Below are 20,405 nucleotides of genomic sequence, written 5' to 3'. Positions count from 1 at the left end.
ATGGTTCCTGAATGGGGGAAAAGGCCAACATACGTGCCGCTTTAGGGGTGTTGCGTCCGGCCGGAATCGCCGACGCGCTGGCCGAGATCCTGGACGCGTACATGAACGGCCGTATCACCGGAGAGGAATGCGGCGCCCGTCTGGCACGGCTGCCCGAGGCCGCACCGCTCACCGAGCCCGTGACCTTCACCGGGCAGCGGGTGCGCGGCAGTGTCGTCGTGGGGCCGGCGGCGGACAGCGCGCGGACAGCGGTGGCCCCCGGAGTGACGAACACGATCGAGAGCCACGGTTCCGAGCTGCGCGACATCAACCAGTTCGCCTTCCAGAACTGCACGATCCTGCTGGAGCCCCGGCACGCGGCCGACGTGCCCACCGCCCCGATGCCCCGCGCCCCCCGCCTCATCGGCCGGGACGCGGTCCGCGACACCGTCATCGCCCGGCTCCTCGCCCCGGACGGCCCCGTCGTCACCGCCTGTTGGGGCGCCCCCTGCACCGGCAAGACCGACCTGGTGCGCGCCGTCGGCTGGGACATCCGGGTCCGCGCGCACTTCCCGGGCGGCGTCCTGTACGCCGAACTCGGCGGCGTCGGCCGCGACACGGACGTCCTCACCGGCTGGTGCCATCAGCTGAGCCTGAGCCTCGACGGTGAGGTCCCGCTCAAGCAGGCGGCCGGGCTGATCCGCGCCCGTCTCTCGACGAGCCCCGCCCTGCTGGTGATCGACGACGTGTGGCCCCAGGACCAGCGGGTCACCGCCCTCGTGCTGTCCTGCGTGCCGCCCGGCAGCCGGGTCCTGCTCAGCAGCCGCAGCCGGGACACGGCCGGCGAGTACGCCACCGTCGGCCTGCTGGAGGTCCCCCCGGTCGACATCGACGCCCGGCTGGAGATCCTCAGGCTGCACGCACCCTCGGTCGTGGACGCCGAGCCCGAGGCATGCGCCGCGCTCGCCGCGTCGCTCGGCGGACTCGCGGGCGCCGTCTCGTTCGCCGGCCGGCTGCTGGCCCGCGCCCAGGGTTCCGGGCAGCCCGCGCAGGACCTGCTCAGCACCTGGCGCGACCGGCTGAGGGAACTGCGCGGACTGACCGCCCACCCCGCCCTGACCAGCGACGGCTCCGCCTCCCTGGAGGCGCTGATCAGCCTCGGCTACGACAGACTGCCGTCCGCCGTGCGCGCCCGTGCGGCGGAGCTCGCCGTCTTCGGCCCCGTCCCCCTCGACTTCGACTTCGCCGCCCTGAGCGCCGTATGGGGTAGACCGCCCAGGCGGCGCTTCGGGATGCCGCTGCGCAACGGCTCCGCCGACGCCAGGGACCGGGCCTTCCCCGAGCCCGTGCCGCTCCCCGCGGAGACGGCCACCGCCTGGGGCCGCGCCGTTGTCGACAACGGCCTGGTCGAGTACGACGCACGCCACCGCCGCTACCGCATCCACGAGGTCGTGCACGCCTACCTGCTCGCCCGTCGGCCGCCCGCCGCGGCCTACGAGAGACACGCCGCCCACTACGAGGCCCTGCTGCGCGAGAACGCACCCGCCTGCCGGACCGAAGGCGGACGCGCCGCCCAGGCCGTCGCTCGGCTGGACAGCGGCTACGGCCAGCTCAATCAGGTCGCGCACCGAGCGGCACGGCGCTGGGACTCCTCCCCGCGCTGGCGGAGGTTCCTCCTCGACCTGCCGGACCTGGCCGCCGACTACTGCGCCTGGCGCCGCCGTTACGCCGACCTGGCCGACTGGACGCGCAAGGCCGTCGAGGCGGCCGAGGCATCCGGGGCACCCGGCGAGCAGCGCATGATCCTCTACGAGTGGCTGGCGAAGTCCGCCGCGAAGACCGGGCGTCCGCAGGAGGCACTGGACTGCGTCGACCGGATGATGGAGCTGGACCCCGACCGTCTCAGCGACACCGAACTGCGCTACCAGCGCGCCCTGCTGCGCCGGATGGCCGGTGACCCGGCGGACGTGGGGGAGGCGTACGAGGCGTACCTGGACGAGGTCAGGCTGATCTACCCGGCCATCTCCCTCATCACCCACCTGGGCAACTACGCCAACTACCACCGTGACAGCGGCAGACGGGAGAAGGCCGCCGAAGCGCTCGCCGAGGCCGTCGAACTGGCCCGCTCCATCGACCTCGCCGAGCTGTCCCTGGAGGACGCGGACACCGTGCTGCGCATCTGCGTGGGCTACGCGGACGACTGCGACGCCCTCGGCAGACCCGAAGAGGCCCAGGAGGTGCGGGACTTCGCCCGTTCCGCCTTCCCCGACCACCACGACGGCATCGTCCAGGCCGAGGCCGTCACCGACCGCTGGGTCGCCGTCGAGAACGAGGAACCGGGCGCGATCGTCACACGGGGCGGGCTGACGGAGCTCCTGGAATGGGCGGAGGTGGCCCGCCGGTACGAGACCCCGGCCGTCGAGGTCCGGGCGCTGACCGGGGTCGCCGGATCCCTGCTGCACTGCGGGCGCGAGGCCGAGGTACTGCCGCACACCGAGCGGGTCCTGGAACTGCTGGACTCACCCGCCGCCGCACAGGCCTACGACGAGGTCTACCGCGCCGGCGCCCGCGCGCTCATCCTCGGTATCCGGGCCAAGGCCCTGTTCGCCCTGCGCCGCAACCACGCGGAGTACCGGCGGACCCTGCGGGACTGGGCCGAACAGGCCGCCAGGGCCGGGGACATGAACACCGTCGTGGAGGCCCGTAGCACCCTCGTCCTGCTCGACTACGAACGCGGGGACCAGCGCGCGGCCCGCGCCGAGTTCGAGCGGACGCAGACAGCGGCGGAGGCCGACGGCCCCGCGGAGGAACGCGACAGACGCCTGTCGTACACGGCCTGGCTCGCCGCGCTGCTGGCCGTCGACCGAGCGGATCTGGCGTACTGCGCCGACCGGCTCGACCTCGCGGAACAGCTCGCCGAGCCGGACTCCCCCTACCTCGGGGCCTTCCGCATCCTGCGCATCGGTCTCCTGGCCCTCGCCGGCGAACGCGACGAAGCCCGCCGGGTCCTGGAGGAGATGCCGGCTTGGCCGGACGGCCAGAGTCACAGTCAGGGCCACCGCTCCATCGCTGTGGCCCACTTCGGCGTGGGTGACGAAGAAGCGGCCGCCCACAGTCTGCGGCGGGCACTGGAACTGCAGGAGCACGAGGCGGAGGGCGCCACGGTCCTGAAGGAGCAGGCCAGGCTCGAAGTCCTCAAGACACGCGTGGAGTTGCTGCTCCTGGAACAGGAGCGGGCGAACCGCGACCCGCAGGCGCGATCCCTGGCGGCCGAACTGCTCGAAGAACTCCGCGTCACCCTGGGCCGCCTGCGCTGGTCGGACGAACGTGCCGGGGAACGTCCGTGGTACGACACGGTGGCCTGGCCCGCCTCCCACGTGACCGTGGTCGGCGCGCTGACGGCGATGGCCGGAGATGTCCCGGCCGGAGAGCGCATCCTGCGCGAGCAACTGGCGGCCGCAGCCCGCAACGGCCAGAGCCTGGAGCATGCGGAAGCCCTGTGCCACCTGGGCTGGCTCCTCCACCACGCGGGCCGCGCGGCAGAGGTCGCCCCGCTGCTGCACCGCCGACTGGCCGAGGCCGGCCCCGTGACCCCGGCACAGCGCCGCCTGCTGGACGAACTGCTGGCCCACTGCATCCCGACGACGCCCACCGCACCGGCTACGCCCATCGCACCGGCGACGCCCACTGCGCCGACGACGTCCACGGCGCCGACCACGCCCACCGCACCGACCACGCCCACCGCACCGACCACCGCGGCCGAGGAGACAGCCATGAACGACTCCGGGACCACGGCAGCCGCGCTCGCCACACGCACCGTGGCCGCGCTCACCCCCGACCTGCCCGACTTGCACGCCCGGACCGCCGCCACGAACAGTCTCCCGTCCGCCCGGGTGTGGCAGTGGCTCACCGGCCGGTACGGGCACGACGCCGTACTGGCCCGCTCCTGGGACCTGCTGGTCCTGGACACGGGCAGCAGACCGGCCGCCGAAGCCTGCGCCGCCCGGCTCGCGCACCTGCTCACCGGCGACGACCAGGGCCGCGCGCAACTGGCCGGTCTGCTCACGAAGGACGTCGTCCAGTCGGTCACGGCCACCGGCCACTCACGGGCCGAGGACATCACCATGCGTGCCGACAGCGACAGCGAGCAGACCGTGACCGCGGACGACAACTCCGTGGTCCAACACGTCCACATGGAGGCCCGGCGCAAGAAGTGATCCTCTGGGCCTACTCCTCCGCCCCCGCGTCGCACGCCTGCCCTCGCAGCGCCCGCGCCAGGTCGTCCCGTGCCTCCACGACCAGCCGGCGCAGGGCAGGGGCCGCGTCCTGGTGGGCGTCGAGCCAGGCGTCCGTGGCGTCGAGGGTCTCCTGGGACTCCTGGAGCGAGGGGAACAGGCCCGACACCACGAGCATGCCGATCTGGATGGACCGCTCGGCCCACACCCGCTCGATCGCCGCGAAGTACTTCGGCGTGTACGGCGCCGTCAACTCCCGCTGCGAGGCCCGCTCGAAGCCCGCGATGGTCGCCTCGACGAGCGCGTTGGACAGCTCGTCGGACTCCACGACCTGCGCCCACGCCTGGGCCTTCACCGCGGCCTGCGGACGGGCCGCCAGGCAGCGCACCTGGTGGCGCTTGCCGGACGCGGTGTCGTCGCGGGCGAGTTCGGCGGCCAGCTCCTTCTCGCCGACCACGTCGTGCGCGGCGAGCGCGTCGAGGAACGCCCAGCGCAGCTCCTGGTCGACGTCCAGGCCGGGCAGGGTCACGGTGCCGTCGAGCAGTCCGGTGAGCTGCTCGAAGTCGGAGGGCGACCCGGCGGCCCGGGCGTAGAAGCGCGCCCACGCCAGCTGGTGCTCGCTGCCCGGCTCGGCCGCCCGCAGCTCGCGTGCCGCGCCCTCGGCGAGCAGCCGTCCGGCCACCGCCCGGCGCTCCGGGGCGGTGTAGTGCACGGCCGCCGACTCCGCCCAGGTGTGCAGCATCTGCAGCACGCCGATGTCGGTCTCCTTGGCCGCGAACCGCAGCACCAGGTCGATGAAGTCCCGTGCCGGGAGCAGCGCGTCCCGGGTCATGTTCCACAGCGCCGACCAGCACAGTGCCCGCGCCAGCGGATCGGTGATCGAGCCCAGGCCCGCGCGCAGCGCCGCCAGCGAGGTCTCGTCGAAGCGGGTCTTGCAGTACGTCAGGTCGTCGTCGTTGACCAGGACCAGGTCCGGCGCCCCGGCCCCGGCCAGCTCCGCCACGACCGTACGCGGGCCGTCGACGTCGGCCTCCACGCGCGCGTACCGCTCCAGCGCCTCGCCGTTCATCCGGTACAGGCCCACCGCGACCCGGTGCGGGCGCAGCTCGGGGTGCGACTCGGCGGCCTCCTGCAGCACCGCCAGTTCGGCGACGCGGCCCTCGGCGTCCAGCAGGACCTGCGGGGTGAGGGAGTTGACGCCGGCGGTCTGGAGCCAGGAGCGGGACCAGGCGGCCATGTCCCGGCCGCTGGTCTCACCGAGCACGGCGAGCAGGTCGCCGAGCCGGGTGTTGCCGTAGGCGTGGCGCTTGAAGTAGCGGCGGGCGCCCTCCAGGAACGCGTCCTGTCCGACGTACGCCACGAGCTGCTTGAGGACGGAGGCGCCCTTGGCGTAGGTGATGCCGTCGAAGTTGAGCTTGGCGTCCTGCAGGTCGCGGATGTCGGCGGTGATGGGGTGGGTGGAGGGGAGCTGGTCGGCGCGGTACGCCCAGGCCTTGCGGCGGTTGGCGAAGGTGATCCAGGCGTCGGTGAAGCGGGTGGCGCCGACGTTGGCGAAGGTGCCCATGAAGTCCGCGAAGGACTCCTTCAGCCACAGGTCGTCCCACCACTCCATGGTGACCAGGTCGCCGAACCACATGTGCGCCATCTCGTGCAGGATGACGTTGGCCCGCGCCTCGTAGGAGGCCCGGGTCACCTTGCCGCGGAAGATGTACTCCTCGCGGAAGGTGACCAGGCCCGGGTTCTCCATCGCGCCGAGGTTGTACTCGGGCACGAAGGCCTGGTCGTACTTCCCGAACGGGTACGGGTAGTCGAAGTGGTCGTGGAAGAAGTCCAGGCCCTGCTTGGTGACGAGGAACACGTCGTCGGCGTCGAAGTGCGGCGCGAGGCCCTTGCGGCACATGGCGCCGAGGGGGATCTCCAGCGTCGTACCGTCGTCGAAGGCGCGGGTGTAGGTGTCGGTGACGTAGTGGTACGGGCCCGCCACCACACAGGTGATGTACGTCGAGATCGGCTTGGTCTCCGAGAACCGCCACACCCCGTCGGCGAGCCGTCCGGCGCCGTTGCTCCACACCGTCCAGCCCTCGGGCGCGCGCACCTCGAAGCGGAAGGGGGCCTTGAGGTCGGGCTGCTCGAAGTTGGCGAAGACCCGCCGGGAGTCGGCGGGCTCGTACTGGGTGTACAGGTACACCTCGCCGTCCTCGGGGTCGACGAAGCGGTGCAGGCCCTCGCCGGTACGGGAGTAGGCGCACTGCGCGTCGACGACCAGCTCGTTCTCGGCGGCGAGGTCCTCCAGCGCGATGCGGGAGCCGTCGAAGACCTCGCTCGGGTCGAGGTCGCGGCCGTTGAGGGAGACCGCGGTGACCTCGGGTGCGATCAGGTCCGCGAAGCTGGTGGCGCCGGGCTCGGCGCAGCGGAAGCGGATCGTGGTGACCGAGCGGAAGGTGCGCGGCCCGTCGGAGGTGTCCGCGCCGACCGCGGAGCGCAGGTCGAGGGAGATGTCGTACCCGTCGACGGACAGCAGTGCGGCCCGCTCCCGGGCCTCGTCGCGGGACAGATTCTCACCGGGCACGGCGGTCACTCCCTCACAGGGTGTTCAGTATGCGGACGATGGAGATCTTCGCACGGCGGGGGGAAGTGGGGCAGTGGGGGAATGAGGGACGCGGTGTCGGGTGTTGCGACTTTCAAACACCGCTTCCCGAGGAGACGCATGTCCGAGACCGCGACGATGCCCGCGAAGACTCCCGTCGACTTCTGGTTCGACCCGCTGTGCCCCTGGGCGTGGATGACCTCCCGCTGGGTGCTGGAAGTGGAGAAGGTCCGCGACATCGAGGTCCGCTGGCACATCATGAGCCTCGCCGTGCTGAACGAGCCCAAGCTCGACGAGCTGCCCGACGAATACCGCGAGCTGCTGGAGACCAAGGCGTGGCAGCCGATCCGGGTGGTCACGGCGGCCTGGCAGAAGCACGGCTCCGAGATACTCGGCCCCCTCTACACGGCGCTCGGCACCCGCATCCACAACGAGGGCCAGGGCCCGACCCGCGAGGCCGTCGCCGGCGCGCTGGCCGACGTCGGTCTGCCCGCCGACCTCATCGAGTACTTCGACCAGAAGGACTTCGAGTTCGACGCCGAACTGCGCGCCTCCCACAAGGAGGGCATCGACAAGGTCGGCCAGGACGTCGGCACCCCGGTGATCGCGGTCCCCGGTGACAACGGCGAGCAGATCGCCTTCTTCGGCCCGGTCGTCACGCCCGCCCCCAAGGGCGAGGAGGCTGCCCGCCTCTGGGACGGCACCCTCGCGGTCGCCTCGGTCCCGGGCTTCTACGAGATCAAGCGCACCCGTACGAAGGGGCCGGACTTCAGCAACCTCTGAGCCACCGGGTCAGCCGAATTCCTCGGGAAGACTGAACCCCTTGCTCTGGTTCCAGCGGGGCTGCACCCAGCGGCACTGGCCCGTGGACGTGTCGCCCGTGCACCGGAAGAAGCCGGGGGCGTCCTTCGTCCCGAGGACGGACGCGATGTGCTCCTCTTCCGCCTTGTCGACCCTGCGGAAGGGGTAAGCCCTCCCGCCCGGGCACGTGGGGCAGTGGATCCAGGCGGGCATACGGCCTCCCCGCTGTCGAGGGTTGTGCGCACGGCTCGGAGTGGGCAGCGTAGGCGCTGTCCGCCCGGTCCGTGGGCCACAACGGGAAGCCCCCGCGAGTCACGTCCTCGCGGGGGCTTCCGTTTCTCTGCCTGCCCGTGTGAAAGGTGAGAAGACGATCACGAGGCAGGACACTCAGGCGGCACGGCGGCTCAGGGCGCCAGCAGCAGCACATCCGCGCGGGACCTCGCGGCCGCGTAGCGCCGGGCCACGTCCTGCCAGTTGACGACCTGCCACATGGCCTCGATGAAGTCGACCTTCTGGTTGCGGTACTGGAGGTAGAAGGCGTGCTCCCAGGCGTCGAAGACGAGGATCGGCGTGGCCCCCTGGCCGACGTTGCCCTGGTGGTCGTAGACCTGCTCCACGATCAGCCGCCCGCTCAGCGGCTCGTACGCCAGCACACCCCACCCCGAACCCTGGGTGGTGGCCGCCGCCTTGGACAACTGCGCCTTGAATCCGGCGAAGGACCCGAAGGACTCGGCGATCGCGTCGGCCAGCTCGCCCACACCGTCGGCGGCCAGCGGCTCACCGCCGCCGCCCTCCTTCGGACCCGTCATGTTCTGCCAGTAGATCGAGTGCAGGATGTGCCCGGACAGATGGAAGGCCAGGTTCTTCTCCAGCCCGTTGATCGCCCCCCACGCCTCCTTGTCCCGCGCCTCCGTCAACTGCTCCAGCGTGTCGTTGGCCCCCTTCACATACGCCGCGTGGTGCTTGTCGTGGTGCAGCTCGATGATCTCGGGACTGATCACCGGCGCCAGCGCCGAGTAGTCGTACGGCAGTTCGGGCAGCGTGTAGACGGGCATGCGTGAACGTCCCCTCCGGGCCGGGCTCTTATTGCAAGTAGTTCGCAATAACAAGCTAGCAGCAAAAAGCCCCCGCGTCAGAGGCGCGGGGGCTTCGGGGTGTCGCGCGGGCGCCGGCCCTTCGCGGCGCCGGGCGTCAGTCCTTCGTGGCGCGCGCCCGCTGCCAGGCGTAGCCCGCCGCCGCCAGGAACAGGGTCATTCCGCCGGTCGAGTACAGCTGCACGCGGGTGTCCGGCTCGCGGGCCATCAGGACGAAGACCGCCGCCATGCCGGCCAGCGCCACCCACGTCAGTACCGGGAACGCCCACATGCGCACCGTCAGCTTCTCCGGCGCCTCGCGCTCCAGGCGGGCGCGCAGGCGGAGCTGGGAGACGGCGATGAAGATCCAGACGACGAGGATGACCGCGCCGATCATGTTCAGCAGCCAGGGGAAGACGTCGTCCGGGCGCCAGTAGCTGAGCAGCACGCAGGCGAAGCCGAAGACGGAGGAGGCGAGGACGGCGATACGCGGCACGCCGGACGTCACCTTGCCCAGGGCCGCCGGTCCCAGCCCCCGCTGCACCAGCGAGTACGCGATGCGCGAGGAGCCGTAGATGTTGGCGTTCATCGCGGAGAGCAGGGCCACCAGCACGACCACGTTCATCAGCTGGCCGGCGCCGGGGATGCCCAGTTCGTCCAGGGCCGCGACGTACGGGCCCTTCTCGACGACCTCCTTGGAGTCCCACGGGACCAGGGTCACGATGACCGCCATCGAGCCGATGTAGAACAGGGCGATACGCCACATCGCTGTGCGCACCGCGCTCGCCACGCCCTTGACCGGGTTCTCCGACTCGGCCGCCGCGATGGTCACCGTCTCCATGCCGCCGTAGGCGAAGACCGAGGCCAGCAGACCGATGATCAGGCCCTCACCGCCGTTGGGCAGGAAGTCGGTGAGGTGGGACGTGCCGGGGGAGTCCGTGCCGGGCAGTACCCCGAGCACGGCCAGCGTGCCGAGCACCAGGAACAGGGAGATCGCGGCGACCTTCAGCGCGGCGAACCAGAACTCGAACTCGCCGAAGTTCTTCACCGCGGCCAGGTTCGTGCCGCAGAACACCAGCATGAACAGCGCCACCCAGGCCCACTCCGGCGTGCCCGGCAGCCAGCCCGTGACGATCTTCGCGGCGCCGATGCCCTCCAGGCCGACGGCCGTGCAGAGCAGGACCCAGAAGGACCAGCCCGCGGTGAACCCCGCCCACGGCCCGAACGCCCGCTCGGCATGCGCCGAGAAGGACCCGGAGGACGGATACGCGGCCGACATCTCGCCCAGCATCCGCATCACCAGCATGACGAGGAGACCGGAGAGGGCGTAGGCGACGACGATCGAGGGACCGGCGGCGGCGATACCGGCGCCGGAGCCGACGAACAGACCGGCCCCGATGACACCGCCGAGGGCGATCATCGACAGATGGCGCTGTTTGAGGCCGTGGGAGAGGGAGGCGTCCGCCTGCTGCTGCGGAGTCCCGGTGGTGGTGCTGGGCATGGGCGCGGCTCGTCCAATGCGTGAGATGGGCAAAACCCCGTCAGTCTGAGGGCGTTGTCCGCTCAGACGGATACGGCGCCCACTATCCGGACAGGTACGGGACAGAGCGTACGGGACCCCTCACCGCGCCTGGTTGGCGGAAACCTACAGATCGCCCGCCGTTCCTTTCGTGACCTGCGTGTCCTCACCTCAGTGACCGGTATCACGTTAGCCGCGGCCCTTTGTGCGGAGCCCACCAAGCCCACGTTCCGGCCTTTGTCGACCACTGACGGTGATCACCGCGCCGCCGCTGGGATAGCGTCGCCGTGTCCCGACCTGCCCTCCTGACCGGAGTCCCACATGAGCACCGCCGCTGTCGCCGCCCCCGCCCGCACCGGGCACGTCCTCGCCGACCTGCTGCCGGCCTCCCGCGTCCGGGACATCGCGCTGGTCGTCGGCGGCGCCGCGCTCACCGGACTCGCCGCCCAGATCGCCGTGCCGGTGCCCGGCTCCCCGGTCCCGGTGACCGGCCAGACCTTCGCCGCGCTGCTCGTCGGCACCACCCTGGGCGCGAGCCGCGGTGTCGCCGCGCTCGCCCTGTACGCGCTGGCGGGCCTCGCCGGTGTGCCGTGGTTCGCGGGCGGCAGCCACGGCATCGGTGTCTCCTTCGGCTACATCCTCGGCATGATCCTGGCCTCCGCCGCCGTCGGCGCCCTGGCCCGCCGCGGCGCCGACCGCTCGATGCCGCGCATGGCCGGCACGATGCTGGTCGGCGAGGCGGTCATCTACGCCATCGGCGTCCCCTACCTGGCCCTGTCCGCGGACCTGTCGGCCTCCGCGGCGGTCGCGGCCGGGCTCACCCCCTTCCTGATCGGCGACGCCCTCAAGGCGGCCCTGGCGATGGGCCTGCTGCCCACCGCCTGGAAGCTGCTCAAGAAGTAACGGCTCCTCCGAAGAGGCTCGCCGGGGTCGCACACCGCCTCGACCCCGGCGAGCCTCTTTTCGTTTCCCCGGTCGGAACCGGCAGGTCCTAGTTCTGCTGCCGCACCGGACGCCGGAACTGCGACCACCACAGCCCGGCCGCGCCCGCGGTGATCAGCGCCGCCCCGGCCGCGCCCAGCGGCAGCACGTCCCGCTTGGCGCCGGTCTCGGCCAGCTCGTCACCGCCGGGGGCCACCGGCTGGTTGTCGGTGCCCAGCAGCAGCGGGGTGGCCGGGGCGTTCGGCGACGGGTTCGTCGTACCGAACGGCACCGGGCCCTGCTGCCAGAAGGTCTTGTCTCCCGTGGCGGTCTGGACGGGCAGGCAGATCCTGCCCTTCTTGCTCAGGTCGTACGTCGCCTCGACGTCGTACGACTTCGAGTCACCGGCCGCGAGATTGTCCAGCGCGCAGGCGAAACCACTGTTCGAACCCTCCGGCAGATCACCTTCGGCGATTTCCGAACAGCCCTGCACATTCGTGACCGTGAGGCCGTCGAACCCGACGACAAGTAGCCTGATCTCTCCGCTGTCCTTGGTCCCTTCGTTTTTCACCGTGGCGGTGATCGCCGTTTCCTCCGACGCGTTGTCGACCGAGATCTTCTCGGGCAGAGTCGTGGTGAGTTCCACGCCCGCCGGAGCCTCGTCGACGGCCTTTCCCCCCTTGCTGCTCTGAGGTCCCTCGTCATCCGCGGCGGCGGTGAACGGAAGGATCATCACTGCCGAAAAAGATGCTGCAACCAGCGATCCCGCGATAGTCGTCCTACGACGAGAACTCATGTTCGTCCCCCTTGGCTGCGCCTGAATTCGCAGTACTTGAAGAGGTACCACAAGATTTCTCCGCACTATGCTTGGACGGCGCGAAGTGTGACCATCGTGTTTCAAACGGACAGGCGCAGTGGGGATTTTGAGGGGGTGCAGCGGATTGCCGGGGAATACGGGAAACACGAGGAGCGGCGGGATTCCAGGGTTGCTGGTGACCGGGCGCTATCGGTTGGTCGAGAGTATTGGCCAGGGAGGAATGGGGCGGGTGTGGCGAGCCGCCGACGAAATCCTCGACCGGCCGGTGGCGATCAAGGAAATCCGGATAGACGGACTCGACGCCGAGGACACCCGCACCCGCCGCGAACGCACCCTGCGCGAGGCCCGCGCCACCGCCCGCACCGACCACCCCAACGTGGTGCGCGTCTACGACGTCGTCGACGAGGGCGAACGGCTCTGGATCGTCATGGAGTTGGTCGCCGGCCGCTCCCTGGAACGCCTCATCACGGAATCCGGCCCGCTGAACCCCGCCGAAACGGCCCGTATCGGACTGGGCCTGGTCGCGGCGCTGCGCCAGGTCCACGAACGGGGCGTCCTGCACCGCGACATCAAGCCCGGGAACGTCCTGGTCGAGGAGCAGGCCCGGCGCGTCGTCCTGACCGACTTCGGCATCGCGGCGATCCAGGACGCCAAGGCGCTGACCATGGTGGGCATGCTGGTCGGCTCCCCCGACTACATGGCCCCCGAACGCATCTCCGGCCGCCCCCAGGGCCCCCCGTCCGACCTCTGGTCCCTCGGCGCCACGCTCTGCGCGGCCCTGGGCGGCCGCTCCCCCTTCTCCCGCGACACCACCCTGGCCACACTGCACGCGGTTCTCTACGAGGAGCCCGAACTCCCCGCCTCGGCGGGCCCGCTGACGGAGGTACTGACGTCCCTGCTCCGGAAGGAGCCGGAGACCCGCCCCGGGTTGGCGGAACTGGAGTCCGCCCTGTACGCGGTCGCGTTTCCCACGCCCACGCCGACTGTGGCGGTGGGGGTGGCGGACGCACCGGGGGAGCCGGGGAGGTCGGGGGACGACGGGGGTCCGGAAGAGCCCCCGGGGGCCCCGGAGGCGGTGGCGGTCGCGGATACGGCGTGGCCGGAACCGCCGGCACCGGAAGACGCCGCGGAGGTCCGGACGACGGCCCTGGTGGAGACGACGGAGCCGGTGACCGGGGAATCCCCGGTCGCGGAGCGGCTTGAGCGGACGGCAGCCGGGCCGCGGAGCCCCGCTCCGGAGGCGGCGGCACCCACCCCCGAAGAATCCCGCCCCACCCGGGAGTTCGGGCGGCGCACCGGACCCCGTACGCCCAACGCGTCCACCGAGGCCGCTTCCGAGGCGGCGCGCTTCGAGGTGCGGTCGGAGAGCAAACCGGCAGCGCCGGTGAACGCCGACGCGCGGACGGAACTGCGCCCCGCGCCGACCGGGCAGGCGCCCCGCCGACGCCGTACCGGAGTGCTCGTGGCCGTGGCACTGGTCACCGTCGGAGCGGTCGTGGCCGTCGTGATCGCGCTGAACTCGGGCGGTTCGCCCGGGGACGACAAGGCGAAGGGGGGAACGACGACGCCCTCCGCCTCCTCCTCGCCCACCGTCGAGGGCACCTCGCGCCCCAGGAGCCTCCCGCCCGGCGCCCGTAAGGAGGCCGGGGGGTTCGCCTGGGTGACCCCGGACGGCTGGCGGCGGGACGTGAAGACCGGCGCGGAGGTGCACTACACCTCACCCGACGGCAAACAGGAACTGGTCGCCAAGTCCTCCCTCGCCCGCGGCGACCTGATGGAGACCTGGCAGACCTCGGAACAGAACGCCCACCAGGGCCAGGCGTACCGGAAGATCCGCCTGGAGGAGACCACGTTCCGCGGCTACCCGGCGGTGGTGTGGGAGTACACCTTCACCCTCCAGGGCGTCCCCTGGCACGCACAGCTGCTGGGCTTCAACGAGAAGGGGAAGTCGTACCAGATCAACACCTGGTACCAGCCGGACATGGAAGAGGAAGCCCTGCAGACGTACGAGTCGGTCAAGGACAGCTTCACCCTCCTCTAGCCCGCCCGTCGGAGCATGCGAGAAGGGGGACCCGAAGGACCCCCTTCCGTACGACGTGCCCGCGGGCTCAGCCGACGTCGACCTTCACCGCGTCGGAGTCGAGGTCGCGCCCGGCCGCACCGAGACCCTCGGCCCGGCGGCGGCGCTTCGCCTTCTCCCGGACGAACGCCACGGCCAGCACCAGCGCCGCCACCAGTAGCGACAGCAGCACCGTCTTGCGGCCGTCGTGCTCGGTGTCGGTCAGCATGTACCCGAGCACGAACATGATCAGCGCCGCCGTCGCCCAGGTCAGGTACGGGTACAGCCACATCCGCACGACCAGCTTCTCCGGCGACTCACGCTGGATGATCTTCCGCATGCGCAGCTGCGAGAAGCAGATCACCAGCCACACGAACAGCGCCACGGCGCCGGAGGAGTTGACCAGGAAGAGGAAGACGGAGTCCGGGAACTCGTAGTTGAAGAACACGGCCACGAACCCGAACGCGACGGACGCGAGGATCGCCGTCCGCGGCACACCCCGCCCGGTCGTCCGCGCGAACGCCTTCGGCGCGTCACCGCGCTGGCCGAGGGAGAAGGCCATCCGGGAGGCGGTGTACAGACCGGAGTTGAGGCAGGACAGCACCGAGGTCAGCACGATGAAGTTCATGATCTGACCGGCGTGCGGGATGCCGAGCGAGTCCAGCGCGGCGACGTAGGAGCCGTCCTCGGCGATCGCCTTGCTGTCCCAGGGGAGCAGGGACACCACGACGAGGATCGAGCCGAGGTAGAAGACGGCGACACGCCAGATGATGCTGTTGGTGGCCTTCGTCACCGCCTGCTGCGGGTTCTCGGACTCGCCCGCGGCGAGCGTGGCGATCTCGCTGCCCATGAAGGAGAAGACGACGAGCAGCACACCGGTGAGGATGGCGCCGGGCCCGTTGGGCAGGAAGCCGCCGTGCGAGGTGAGGTTGCTCAGCCCCGCCTGTTCGGAGTCGACGCCCGGCAGCACGCCGAACACCGCGAGCCCGCCGATCACGATGAACGCGGCGATCGCGACGACCTTGATCCCGGCGAACCAGAACTCGAACTCGCCGTAGGAGCCGACGGAGACCAGGTTGGTGGCGGTCAGCACCACCATCACGATGAGCGCCCAGGCCCACTGGGGCACGGCCGGGATCCAGCCCTCCAGGATCACCGCGCCGGCGGTCGCCTCCACGGCGAGCACGACGACCCAGAAGAACCAGTACAGCCAGCCGATGGAGAAACCGGCCCAGCTGCCGAGGGCGCGGTCGGCGTGGGCGGAGAAGGAGCCGGAGGTCGGGTTGGCGGCGGACATCTCGCCGAGCATGCGCATCACCAGCACCACGAGCGTGCCGACGAGCGCGTACGACAGGAGGATGCCCGGGCCCGCGGTGGCGATGCCCGAGCTCGATCCCACGAACAGTCCGGCACCGATGACGCCGCCGATGGCGATCATCGACAGGTGCCGGCTCTTGAGCCCTGCCTGAAGTCCGTTACCGGGTTCGCCGGTGGAGGTCATAGGGGGGATTCCTTTGCGCCTGGTGAGCATTTCCCCGTACGAGCGGAGTACGGGTCGGAACGGATCGGTCCAGTGAAACGGAGGCCATCGAGGATTTGAACCTTCGAATCCATATCGTTACTTGAGGTTTTCCTGAGGTTCTGCGATTCTGGTCACAGTTTCAGGGGCCAACCCCGGGGCAGCCGCCCCAAACCGTCCGTGCCACACTCGTCCCATGCGCGTGTATCTCGGCTCCGACCATGCGGGCTACGAACTCAAGAACCACCTCGTCGAGTGGCTGAAGGCGGCGGGCCACGACCCGGTCGACTGCGGCCCCCACATCTACGACGCCCAGGACGACTACCCCCCCTTCTGCCTGCGCGCCGCCGAGCGCACGGCGGCTGACCCCGAGGCCCTCGGCATCGTGATCGGCGGCTCCGGCAACGGCGAGCAGATCGCGGCGAACAAGGTCAAGGGCGTCCGCGCGGCCCTCGCCTGGAGCGAGGAGACCGCGGCCCTGGGCCGCCAGCACAACAACGCCAACGTGGTGGCGGTCGGCGCCCGCATGCACAGCCAGGACGAGGCGACGAAGTTCGTCGAGACGTTCCTCAGCACCCCGTTCTCCGAGGACACCCGCCACATCCGCCGCATCGACATGCTGTCGACCTACGAAACAACAGGCGACCTCCCCCCGATCCCGGCGCACCACCCGCAGCAGTAGGCGGGTACATCCTGACGCCGGCCGGCGTGCTTCAGCCCGTCCGGCGCTTGAGGACGAGGCCCGTCCCTCGACCGATCCCCGCCCACCCCGGCCGGCACCCCAGCCCGTCCGGCGCTTGAGGACGAGGCCCGTTCAGGGCCGATGGGGGTCCAGGGGGCAACGCCCCCTGGGCGGGGTCGAAGGGGCGGCAGCCCCTGGGGACGGGAATGGGAAGGGGCGGTGGGGGCGAAAAAACGCACCACCACCTTGCGGGCACCGCCCCCCAACAACCACCAAGGAGCACACCGTGCCTGAGGGGCACACCATCCACCGCCTCGCACACGACTACGCCGAGGCCTTCACCGGCACCGCCCCCCAAGTCACCAGCCCCCAGGGCAAGTTCTCCGACGCCGCCGCCCTCCTCACCGGCACGCAACTCACCACCACCGAGGCCCACGGCAAACACCTCTTCCTCGCCTTCCGCGACACCGACTGGATCCACATCCACCTCGGCCTCTTCGGCAAGGTCACCTTCGGCCCCACCCCCGCACCCCCACCCACCGACACGGTCCGCCTACGCCTCACCAACACCAGGGCATACGTGGACCTCCGCGGCCCGACGACCTGCGCCCTGATCACCCCGGAGGAGAAGCAGGCGATACACGACCGCCTCGGCCCGGACCCCCTCCGCGACGACGCCGACCCCACCACCGCGTACCGCCGCATCTCCCGCAGCCGCACCACGATCGCCGCCCTCCTGATGGACCAGAAGGTCATCGCGGGCGTCGGAAACGTCTACCGTGCCGAGGTCCTCTTCCGGCACGGAATCGACCCGTACCGCGCGGGCAAGGACATCACTCCCGCCGAGTGGGAGGCGATCTGGCAGGACCTGGCCGCCCTCATGCGCGAGGGCGTCCGCACCAACCGCATCGACACGGTCCGCCCGGAACACAGCCCGGAGGCGATGGGCCGCCCGCCCCGCGTGGACGACCACGGCGGCGAGGTCTACGTGTACCGCAGGGCGAACCTCCCCTGTCACATCTGCGGTACGGACATCCGCACCGCGGACCTGGCGGCCCGCAACCTGTTCTGGTGCCCGAAGTGCCAGAAGGACAGCCGGTAGACGAGCCGGAAGAACAGCCGGAAGAACAACCGGAAGAAGACCCACCGCCCCCCGCTCAGAACCCGTGCGGGAGCCAAGGCGCCACCACAGCCCCGAACCCCAGCGAAGCCTCCGCCAACGCCCCCGCCCGCACCTCCCGCACCCGCCCGGCCCCCGCGAGCGACGCCAGGCTCACCCCGCCGAGGTACGCCGACCCCAACTCCCGTGCGGACAGCGCCAGATCCGCCGCGTCCCGGGTCCGCTCGCAGGACGCCCCCTTCGCGTCCCCGGACAGCCGCCAACGCCCGCTGTTCCAGGGACAGAAGGCATCCTCGACCTCGAACACCACATCCACCGGCGCCTGATACGTCCGCGCCCGCAGCGCCGCCCCCACATCGACGAGCCGGACGTACAGCCCGTCCCGGAACCGCGGCAGGCACCGCCGGATGTCGGACACCCGGTACTGCCAGCCCTCGTCCATGGGCCGCCCGTACATCCGCAAAGTGGACGTCAGGTCGATGTCGAACAGGAACCGGTACAAAGCGGATTCCGCGGCCGAGTCCAGCGCGGCCAGCTCCCGCAGTCGCACCTCTCCCTTGTGCCCGCCGACCCCCCAGTCCGGCTTGATGGCGAACCGGGCGTACCCCACCGGCTCCCCGTCCCGCTCGGCGAGCACGCACTGCAACGGCGAGGCCCCGTCCCGCCCGTGCTCGGGGTCGAGCACCCCGACCCGCTCCCAGCCGGGCCGCACCCGGGCGAGCATCCCCGGCCGGACCGGCACCAGCGCCGCGTACACCGCCTCGCACGCGTCCACGACGTCCGCGGGCTCGGCGTACCGCAGCCGTACGTCATCCGTACCGTCCGGCACCGACAGCCGCACCCGGCTCGTATCGATCTCGGCGGAGAGCTGGAACGTCCCCACGCCGTACCCGAACCGCCCGTAGATCGCGGGCTCGGAGGCCGTCAGCACCGCCAGCGGCTCGCCCCAGGACCGTACGTCGTCCAGTTGCCTGCGCATCATCGAGGTGAGGATCCCGCGCCGCCGGTGCGTGGCGGCGACCGAGACCATCGTCACGCCCGCCGCGGGCACCGAGGCCCCGCCCGGCACCGTCACGGCGAACCGGAACGCCCCCGCCGAGCCCACGCACAGCTCCCCGTCCCAGGCGGCGAGAGAACGGTCGAACTGGGTGAGTTCCCGGTAGAGTTCACGTTCCTCGGAAGGTTCGGGCACCCCGCCGAAGGCGCGCAGCAGGACGTCGTACCAGGTGTCCCACTGCTCGGGCCGCAGCTCCCGGAGCTCGATCGTGGAACCGGTCGTGAATTGAGTCCCCATGTGCCATGCCTATCAGGGCAATGCGGGACGAGCCAGGGAATTTCCCCTTGGTTGCCGCGAGATGTCTTCTCGTGAAGTTCACTGTGAAGTTGAGCCTCGGACGGGGGACAAGTGGGACCTCCCGTGCCAACGGGCAGGTCCGATGGATAGGGTCCCGAACTAATGGCAGCAGGACGACAGCGGCGCACGGCCGCCGAGACGTTCACGGCCCGGTTGCGAATCCAGTGGCACCGGGTCCGCGTCGGCCTGCGCCGAAGCGCCGTGGACTACTTCCGCGGCGACGGCTCCGACTGGATCGCGCTCGCCGGACTGCTGCTCACCGTCCCGGTCATCGCGGCCACCACGCTGGCCAACCCGGTGTGGTGCGCCCCGGCCGCGCTGGTCCTGCCGATCGTGGCCGGCGGACTGCTGCTGCGCCCGGCCAGCCTGCTCGGCCTGTACGCGGCCGCCGCCACCGCGCTCATCGTGGAGTCGGTGCAACTCGGCCCGTACACCGAGGGCGCCGCGCGGGTCACGCCCGGCGTGGTGCTGGTGGTCGCGGCCTGCGGGTTCGTCGGTCTGCTCATCGCGCAGTTCCGCAGCCGGGTCGGCGTGCCCTGGCGGCGCGGCGGCACCATGCTCTTCGACCTGCGCGAACGCATCCGGGTGCAGAGCAAGCTGCCGCAACTGCCGAGCGGCTGGCACCGCGAGATGGCGCTGCGCCCGGCGGGCGGCCAGTCGTTCTCGGGTGACTTCGTTGTCGCGGCCCGGACGAACGGCGGCCGCACCCTGGAGGTCGTCCTCACCGACGTGTCCGGCAAGGGCATGGACGCCGGTTCGCGCGCCCTGCTGCTCTCCGGCGCCTTCGGCGGCCTGCTCGGCTCGCTGCCCCCGCACGCCTTCCTCCCGGCGGCCAACGGCTATCTCCTGCGCCAGGACTGGGACGAGGGCTTCGCCACCTCCATCCACCTGGTCCTGGATCTCGACTCCGGCGACTACGAGCTGTACTCCGCGGGCCATCCGCCGGGGCTCCAGCTCAGCGCGGGCAGCGGACGCTGGGAGGAGAAGGCCGCCGAGGGCCCGCTGCTGGGTGTGTACGACGGCGCCCAGTTCGACCCCGTGAAGGGCTCGCTGCGGCCCGGGGACGTGTTGATGCTGTTCACGGACGGGCTCGTGGAGACCTCCGACCGCGACATCGTCGAGGGCATCGACCGCCTCACCGGCGAGGCCGACCGCTATGTCGCCGGCGGCTTCCACGGCGCCGCCTGGCACCTCATCGAGGCCGTGGCCAAGGACGTCAACGACGACCGCGCCCTGCTGCTGATCTGCCGCGACGGGCCGACGGTCACCGCACAGTCGGGGGTGCACGCATGACGCTGACACCGGACGAGGTCGAGGCGATCGCCCGGTCCGCGCACGAGGGGCAGACGGACAAGTCCGGCCGGCCGTACGCCGAGCACCTGGCGGCGGTCGCCGAGGGTGTGCGCGCCCGCGGCGGCGACGAGCACCAGATCGCCGCCGCCTGGCTGCACGACGCGATCGAGGACGACGCGCTCACCGGGCGCTGGCTCCAGGAGGCGGACCTGAGCCGCCGTACGAAGGACATCGTCCTGGCGCTGACGAAGCGGCCGGGGGAGCCGCCGGAGGAGTACGCCGCCCGCATCCTGGCCACCCCGGGCGCCCGCCTGGTGAAGGAGTCGGACCTGGCGCACAACGCCGACCCGGCGCGCCTGGCGATCCTGGACGAGCCCACGCGCCTACGCCTGACCGAGAAGTACGCACGGATGCGCGCACTTCTCGGCCTGGAGCGCTGAGAACCC

General features: G+C 71.1%; 15 protein-coding genes. 8 read left to right on the top strand and 7 right to left on the bottom strand.

Annotated features, from left to right (window positions below):
* The first annotated feature begins 11 nt into the window (after positions 1–11).
* On the top strand, positions 12–4,196 hold the full coding sequence (locus tag ACZ7L7_RS04195; protein ID WP_472074696.1) for an NB-ARC domain-containing protein: 4,185 nt from the start codon (positions 12–14) through the stop codon (positions 4,194–4,196).
* A 10-nt stretch (positions 4,197–4,206) separates the two neighbouring features.
* Here the strand turns inward: ACZ7L7_RS04195 and pepN are convergent, their stop codons facing one another.
* A complete protein-coding gene (gene pepN / locus ACZ7L7_RS04190) occupies positions 4,207–6,783 on the bottom strand; it encodes an aminopeptidase N (protein WP_472074694.1) in 2,577 nt (858 codons plus the stop codon).
* A gap of 138 nt (positions 6,784–6,921) precedes the next feature.
* Here pepN and ACZ7L7_RS04185 point away from each other — a divergent pair, with 138 nt between their 5' ends.
* Entirely contained in the window at positions 6,922–7,584 is a 663-nt protein-coding gene (locus ACZ7L7_RS04185; protein WP_453607733.1) for a mycothiol-dependent nitroreductase Rv2466c family protein, read from the top strand.
* A gap of 9 nt (positions 7,585–7,593) precedes the next feature.
* Here the strand turns inward: ACZ7L7_RS04185 and ACZ7L7_RS04180 are convergent, their stop codons facing one another.
* The 3 genes from ACZ7L7_RS04180 to ACZ7L7_RS04170 form a co-directional block, all read right to left on the bottom strand.
* A complete protein-coding gene (locus ACZ7L7_RS04180; protein ID WP_453607731.1) occupies positions 7,594–7,815 on the bottom strand; it encodes a hypothetical protein in 222 nt (73 codons plus the stop codon).
* Positions 7,816–8,006: 191 nt separating this feature from the next.
* Positions 8,007–8,657 carry a superoxide dismutase gene (locus ACZ7L7_RS04175; RefSeq protein WP_453607728.1) on the bottom strand — a complete coding sequence of 217 codons (651 nt, stop codon included), beginning with the start codon at positions 8,655–8,657 and terminating at the stop codon, positions 8,007–8,009.
* A 136-nt stretch (positions 8,658–8,793) separates the two neighbouring features.
* Positions 8,794–10,176, bottom strand: a complete 1,383-nt coding sequence (locus tag ACZ7L7_RS04170) for an amino acid permease (protein ID WP_453607725.1) — start codon at positions 10,174–10,176, stop codon at positions 8,794–8,796.
* 339 nt (positions 10,177–10,515) lie between these two features.
* On the opposite strand from ACZ7L7_RS04170, the gene ACZ7L7_RS04165 reads away from it, so the two are divergent.
* Positions 10,516–11,097 (top strand): biotin transporter BioY, encoded by a 582-nt coding sequence (locus ACZ7L7_RS04165; RefSeq protein WP_453607722.1) that lies wholly within the window; start codon positions 10,516–10,518, stop codon positions 11,095–11,097.
* Between the two features lie 88 nt (positions 11,098–11,185).
* On the opposite strand, the gene ACZ7L7_RS04160 is transcribed toward ACZ7L7_RS04165, so the two are convergent.
* Positions 11,186–11,911, bottom strand: coding sequence for a hypothetical protein (locus tag ACZ7L7_RS04160; protein ID WP_453605573.1), 726 nt, complete (start codon positions 11,909–11,911; stop codon positions 11,186–11,188).
* 241 nt (positions 11,912–12,152) lie between these two features.
* On the opposite strand from ACZ7L7_RS04160, the gene ACZ7L7_RS04155 reads away from it, so the two are divergent.
* On the top strand, positions 12,153–13,973 hold the full coding sequence (locus ACZ7L7_RS04155; RefSeq protein ID WP_472074690.1) for a serine/threonine-protein kinase: 1,821 nt from the start codon (positions 12,153–12,155) through the stop codon (positions 13,971–13,973).
* 67 nt (positions 13,974–14,040) lie between these two features.
* Here the strand turns inward: ACZ7L7_RS04155 and ACZ7L7_RS04150 are convergent, their stop codons facing one another.
* Positions 14,041–15,492: an amino acid permease gene (locus ACZ7L7_RS04150; protein WP_471429415.1), complete on the bottom strand. Its 1,452-nt coding sequence runs from the start codon at positions 15,490–15,492 to the stop codon at positions 14,041–14,043.
* Between the two features lie 214 nt (positions 15,493–15,706).
* Here ACZ7L7_RS04150 and ACZ7L7_RS04145 point away from each other — a divergent pair, with 214 nt between their 5' ends.
* Positions 15,707–16,192, top strand: a complete 486-nt coding sequence (locus ACZ7L7_RS04145; RefSeq protein ID WP_285511081.1) for a ribose-5-phosphate isomerase — start codon at positions 15,707–15,709, stop codon at positions 16,190–16,192.
* Between the two features lie 286 nt (positions 16,193–16,478).
* Positions 16,479–17,294, top strand: coding sequence for an Fpg/Nei family DNA glycosylase (locus ACZ7L7_RS04140; protein ID WP_471591980.1), 816 nt, complete (start codon positions 16,479–16,481; stop codon positions 17,292–17,294).
* Positions 17,295–17,349: 55 nt separating this feature from the next.
* Here the strand turns inward: ACZ7L7_RS04140 and ACZ7L7_RS04135 are convergent, their stop codons facing one another.
* Positions 17,350–18,606: a GNAT family N-acetyltransferase gene (locus ACZ7L7_RS04135; RefSeq protein ID WP_472074687.1), complete on the bottom strand. Its 1,257-nt coding sequence runs from the start codon at positions 18,604–18,606 to the stop codon at positions 17,350–17,352.
* A gap of 162 nt (positions 18,607–18,768) precedes the next feature.
* On the opposite strand from ACZ7L7_RS04135, the gene ACZ7L7_RS04130 reads away from it, so the two are divergent.
* Both ACZ7L7_RS04130 and ACZ7L7_RS04125 read left to right on the top strand, forming a co-directional pair.
* Positions 18,769–19,959 carry a PP2C family protein-serine/threonine phosphatase gene (locus tag ACZ7L7_RS04130; protein WP_453605582.1) on the top strand — a complete coding sequence of 397 codons (1,191 nt, stop codon included), beginning with the start codon at positions 18,769–18,771 and terminating at the stop codon, positions 19,957–19,959.
* A complete protein-coding gene (locus ACZ7L7_RS04125) occupies positions 19,956–20,399 on the top strand; it encodes an HD domain-containing protein (protein WP_453605584.1) in 444 nt (147 codons plus the stop codon). The genes ACZ7L7_RS04130 and ACZ7L7_RS04125 overlap by 4 nt, the downstream gene beginning before the upstream one ends.
* The last annotated feature ends 6 nt before the right edge of the window (positions 20,400–20,405 follow it).

The sequence above is a fragment of the Streptomyces sp. NPDC110618 genome (assembly GCF_055657065.1).
The sequence above is the reverse complement of the archived record's forward strand: the minus strand, read 5'-3'. Positions and strand labels throughout refer to the sequence as shown.